The 1,199-nt window shown below is 65.1% G+C and carries 1 protein-coding gene; it reads left to right on the forward strand.

Annotated elements, in window-relative coordinates:
- Positions 1 to 139: 139 nt before the first annotated feature.
- The gene (locus G6R25_RS24080) at positions 140 to 484 is read left to right on the forward strand and encodes a hypothetical protein (protein WP_136449647.1); all 345 of its coding nucleotides are present in this window, start codon (positions 140 to 142) and stop codon (positions 482 to 484) included.
- Positions 485 to 1,199: the final 715 nt, after the last annotated feature.

The raw sequence follows: 1,199 nt of genomic DNA on the forward strand, positions 1-1,199 counted from the left end.
CGTTGACTAACGCCCCCGGATGATCTTGTCTGGAGGCGTCGAGTACTCCGTGGAACTGGCCATCGGCGGGGCACTGGCGCCCCGGGGATGAGACGATGGTCCACCATGATCAGGAAAAGTTCATCGACCTGATCAGGGCATGCAGGTCGACGCCGGGGGCTTGGACGAGAGGCTCATCGTGAAAACTCGGGCAGCAAAGGCCCTGACCGCAGCCGTTGTCATCGGCGGCACCCTGTTCGCAACGGGAGGCACATCGTTCGCCGCCGGCAACATCGAGAACGGAAAGTTCGTGACGGCCACCGGCACCGGCCCAACCTTTGAGACGGCGGAGAACGAGGCCACGCTCAGCGCGGCGGATCAGTGTCAGTCGGGGGTGGTGACCACCGGTTCCTACAACAACAACCACCTCGCAAATGGGACCTGGACGTCGACCTACAAGGGCCGCTGCGCCTCTGCTCCTCCCAGCGGAAGAGGGGACCGCTGATGAAGACCTTGTCGGCGATGACGAGGAGGGGACGGAGGCCGGCCCCATGCAGGAGATCAACTTGCGGGGTGTCGACAACAACGTTGACTAACACCCTTGGCTGATCTTGTTCGGTCGTCTGACGCCCCGCCAGGCCCGTCCTCGGCGGGGCGTTGGCATGTCGCCCGCCGGCCCCAGCCGGGAGAAGAACTGGATGTCAGCGGGGCGTCCGGCGGGGCCTCCGAGCCGGGTTGCAGCGGGCCGGAAATCGGGGTTCCTCGCGCGCACGCGTAGGGCCCCCCGCCGGGAAACCTGGAAACCTGCAGGTCAGAGCGGTTTCCACCAGAAAACTCCCAGGAAACTGCAACCCGCGGTTTCCTGGGGTGCAACCGGGCCATCTGGAGGCCTCCACGACTCCGGATCGGACGGTGGAGACCAGGCCCTGGACCGCTGGAGCGGCCCTTCGTCTCGAGGGATGCGACAGCCAGCCGGTCGTCCTCGCCTGGAACGTCCAAGCGCCCCACCGGGCTGGTCCGACGGGGCGCTGTCGCTTCCTCTGGGCTGTCATGCGGCTAGGCAAGTGCCGCCATCAACTCGCCGACGGCCCCATGCAGGAGATCAACCCGGCGTGTGTCGACAGCAACGTAATACACCCGGCCTAGAAGATCTCTTGAGGCAAGATTATTTTCGTCCTTGATCACGACCCCGACAGCCTTGAGGATCTTGCTGACGCCGC

It is taken from the genome of Candidatus Frankia alpina (genome assembly GCF_902806485.1).
Classification (GTDB): domain Bacteria; phylum Actinomycetota; class Actinomycetes; order Frankiales; family Frankiaceae; genus Frankia; species Frankia alpina.